The sequence below is a fragment of the Acinetobacter sp. UBA2063 genome, from assembly GCF_002333245.1.
GTDB classification, from domain to species: domain Bacteria; phylum Pseudomonadota; class Gammaproteobacteria; order Pseudomonadales; family Moraxellaceae; genus Acinetobacter; species Acinetobacter parvus.
This window is the reverse complement of record NZ_DDAH01000063.1, coordinates 1-3,316: the sequence shown is the minus strand read 5'-3', so window position 1 is coordinate 3,316 and position 3,316 is coordinate 1. Positions and strand designations below refer to the sequence as shown.

At 41.1% G+C, this 3,316-nt stretch carries 4 protein-coding genes; all 4 read right to left on the bottom strand.

The genetic code is table 11. The features are described 5' to 3' along the window. Window positions 1-209 (bottom strand): isocitrate/isopropylmalate family dehydrogenase (locus B4H32_RS03070; protein ID WP_286799805.1); only part of this gene is annotated, 209 nt, incomplete at its 3' end. Window positions 210-254: 45 nt separating this feature from the next. Then, window positions 255-830, bottom strand: a complete 576-nt coding sequence (locus B4H32_RS03065) for a hypothetical protein (RefSeq protein ID WP_004680572.1) — start codon at window positions 828-830, stop codon at window positions 255-257. Between the two features lie 138 nt (window positions 831-968). After that, window positions 969-1,619, bottom strand: coding sequence for a 3-isopropylmalate dehydratase small subunit (gene leuD, locus B4H32_RS03060; RefSeq protein ID WP_004680574.1), 651 nt, complete (start codon window positions 1,617-1,619; stop codon window positions 969-971). A gap of 12 nt (window positions 1,620-1,631) precedes the next feature. Next, the gene (gene leuC, locus B4H32_RS03055; protein ID WP_004659116.1) at window positions 1,632-3,050 is read right to left on the bottom strand and encodes a 3-isopropylmalate dehydratase large subunit; all 1,419 of its coding nucleotides are present in this window, start codon (window positions 3,048-3,050) and stop codon (window positions 1,632-1,634) included. Between the last annotated feature and the right edge of the window lie 266 nt (window positions 3,051-3,316).

Here is a 3,316-nt window from a genome sequence, read left to right as displayed (position 1 = left end):
AAGATTGCATCGGCTTTTTTCGCCTGCTCACTGGTGACAGCTGGGTAAGGTTCTCCATGTGCATCAATCGCAGCCCCCCCCAACAAACCCTGTTCCCATGTCAAACCCAAATTAAATTTTTCATTGACCTTGTTCAGGACCTTCTCAGCAGCGCCCACAATTTCAGGACCAATCCCATCACCTGCCAAAATTAAAATATGTTTAGACATCTATTTTTCCAGTTTCATATATGCAGCGTTCATACTGCAAGCGGATTAAATCTTTTTCTCAACAAATTCACCCAAACCTGTGCTCACATCATATGGGCGACAGAAGCGGCGAATGGTATGCTGTTCTTGCTGTAAATCCACACATAAGGGTTCAGGTGCAGATACATTTAATAAACTACCCGAACGATATGCACGGTCTCGGTACATTTTAAAGGTATAGCTTTGATTCGGCTTGAACTCGTGAATCACATGGAACATCTCGGCGCGGTCTAGAGAAATTGGATAGAAACGAATCACAACCTCATATTGCTTGGCAGGTATACTCAAATAGACTTGCTGTTTTCGGCTGAAAACCGAACCATGCAATCGTACAATCCCTCGCTCCATCGCCTGTTGGCTAATACGGTGCGATTTAGCATCGATCACGGCAATATCACCGATTCGTTCAAACTCACAATTCTCAACACCTGAACAATATAAAGTTGTGTTGTCCGCTTTGCTTTCTAACGTGTTTTGTACGATACGAACTTGATCAACCACATTGGGTGCATTTTGACATGCAGTCAAAGTCGTAGCAGCGCCTAGACACAGTAAAATACTGTAAGCGAGTCTTCTTTTCATTATTCAAGCCCAGCCCTCATAACATGCACACATGCAAGCAAATATTATTCGCTAGCATGTTAGCAAGAGTTCAATGTCTGCGCTATGACTATATTTAAAATGTCCCCAGACATTCAGGTATCTCCAGTCAACAAAAAACTAGGCCTTTATTTCCTGAAACACCCAGGGACGCGCCTGTTTGGCTTTTTCTTCATAGGCACGAATATCATCTGCCACTTGTAAAGTTAAGCCAATATCATCCAAACCATTTAATAGGCAGTGCTTACGGAATGAATCAATTTCAAATTTAAATGCTTCACCTGTTGGCGTACGTACTTCCTGAGCCTCTAAATCGATGGTCAATTGATAACCCTCAGTTTCAGCACATTCCTTGAATAACTGATCAACAATCTCTTCAGATAAAATCACAGGCAACATGCCATTCTTGAAGCAGTTGTTAAAGAAAATATCTGCAAAGCTTGGCGCGATCACGGTACGGAAACCATACTCATTCAATGCCCAAGGTGCGTGCTCACGGCTTGAACCACAACCAAAGTTCGTGCGTGCCAATAAAATCGTTGAACCTTGATAACGCGGTTTATTCAACACAAATTCAGGGTTAATCGGACGTTTGCTAATGTCCTGCCCTAAATAACCTTCATCCAGATAACGCAATTCATCAAATAAGTTATCGCCAAAACCTGTACGCTTAATTGACTTTAAAAACTGCTTTGGAATGATTAAGTCGGTATCAACATTTGCACGATCTAAAGGTGCAACAATACCTTGTTCTACAGTGTATTTTTTCATGATTTTGCTCCTTTAGAATGAACGTACATCAACAAAATGACCAGCAATTGCAGCCGCTGCAGCCATTGCAGGGCTCACCAAATGTGTACGACCACCGTTACCCTGACGACCTTCAAAATTACGATTCGAAGTAGATGCACAATGTTCACCTGGTTGTAATTTATCAGCGTTCATTGCTAAGCACATTGAACAACCTGGCTCACGCCATTCAAAACCAGCGTCTAAGAAAATTTGATCCAAGCCTTCTTGTTCTGCTTGTTGCTTCACCAAACCTGAACCTGGAACGATCATCGCCTGTTTAATACTAGATGCAACTTTACGCCCTTTCACGACATCTGCCGCAGCACGAATATCTTCAATACGAGAATTGGTACATGAACCAATAAAGACACGATCCAATTGAATATCAGACAATGCTTGACCAGCAGTTAAACCCATATATTGATAAGCACGAGTCCAGTCATTACGTTGAACATCATCTTTTGCTTGTTCTAAAGTCGGTACTGCTTGCGAAACAGGGATCACCATTTCTGGAGATGTTCCCCAAGAAACCTGTGGCTCAATCTCAGCACCATTCAATACGACTACCGCATCAAATACAGCATCTTCGTCTGAGTGTAAGGTATTCCAATATTCTACCGCTTGATCCCACTGCTCACCTTTAGGCGCATAGTTACGATCTTTCACATAAGCGATGGTTTTGTCATCAACAGCGACCATACCTACGCGCGCACCCGCTTCGATTGCCATATTACATACGGTCATACGTCCTTCGATCGACATATCACGGAACACTTGACCACCAAATTCAATGGCATAGCCTGTACCACCAGCCGTTCCAATTTTGCCGATAATCGCTAAAACAACATCTTTAGACGTCACGCCTTTGCCTAATACACCATCAACACGAACAAGCATGTTTTTCGATTTTTTCTGTACTAAACATTGAGTTGCTAACACATGCTCAACTTCAGAAGTTCCAATTCCATGTGCCAAACAGCCAAAAGCACCATGTGTTGCAGTATGTGAATCACCACACACCACCGTCATGCCAGGCAATGTCAAGCCTTGCTCTGGTCCTACCACATGAGCGATACCCTGACGGATATCATTGATACCAAATTCAACGATATTAAAGGTCTTACAGTTATCATCTAAAGTTTGAACCTGAATACGAGACGTATCATCCTCAATCCCAGCAATACCTTGCTCACGCTCTTTTTTAGAAGTCGGAACGTTATGATCAGGTGTTGCGACATTGGCACTTAAACGCCATGGCTGACGATCAGCAAGTTGTAAGCCTTCAAATGCTTGAGGGCTAGTCACTTCATGTAATAAATGACGATCAATATAAATCAAGCTTGAACCATCATCACGCTGCTTAACTAAATGGTCATCCCATAATTTGTCATATAATGTCTTGCCTGCCATGTCGTCGCTCTCCAACGTGCTTGTCATAGGACTGGGTAACTAAATCTTAGATTTATTATAGCAATGCTTTCACATAAATCTAATTTATCATTTTTATTAGTTATTAAACTTTTTGGAATATATAATTCATTTGTGCATCAATTTTTTCAATAAAAGAGATAAATCCTTAGCTATCTAAAAGTTCGATCATCAAGAGTAGAAATTTCTTTTTTACTTTTTAAATGATAATCATTATTATTTAATTAAATAGGATTTGAAGTGGTGAG